1 protein-coding gene is annotated in these 253 nt (G+C 66.4%); it reads right to left on the bottom strand.

The window, feature by feature from the left end:
- Positions 1–253, bottom strand: a 253-nt coding sequence (locus ADL08_RS14670; RefSeq protein WP_159048500.1) for an acyltransferase domain-containing protein, incomplete at both ends; no start/stop codon positions are given.

Consider the following 253-nt stretch of genomic DNA (forward strand, 5'->3'; position numbering starts at 1 on the left):
GGAGTGGGGTGAGTTGAGGGCGGCGATGGATGCTTTGTCGTGCAGGCCGTCGAGGTGGGGGAGGAGTTCTTCTTCGGTGGCCTGGATGGCGATCATGGTGCCGCCGGGTGTGGCGTTTTGCATGAGTCGGGCGCGGGTGGTGACGAGGTGGGCGGCGTCGTGGAGGTTGAAGACGCCGGCGATGTGGGCGGCGGTGATCTCTCCGATGGAGTGTCCGGCGACGTAGTCGGGGCGCAGTCCGAAGGATTCGACC

The sequence above is a fragment of the Streptomyces sp. NRRL F-6492 genome, assembly GCF_001280125.1.
Taxonomy (GTDB): Bacteria; Actinomycetota; Actinomycetes; order Streptomycetales; family Streptomycetaceae; genus Streptomyces.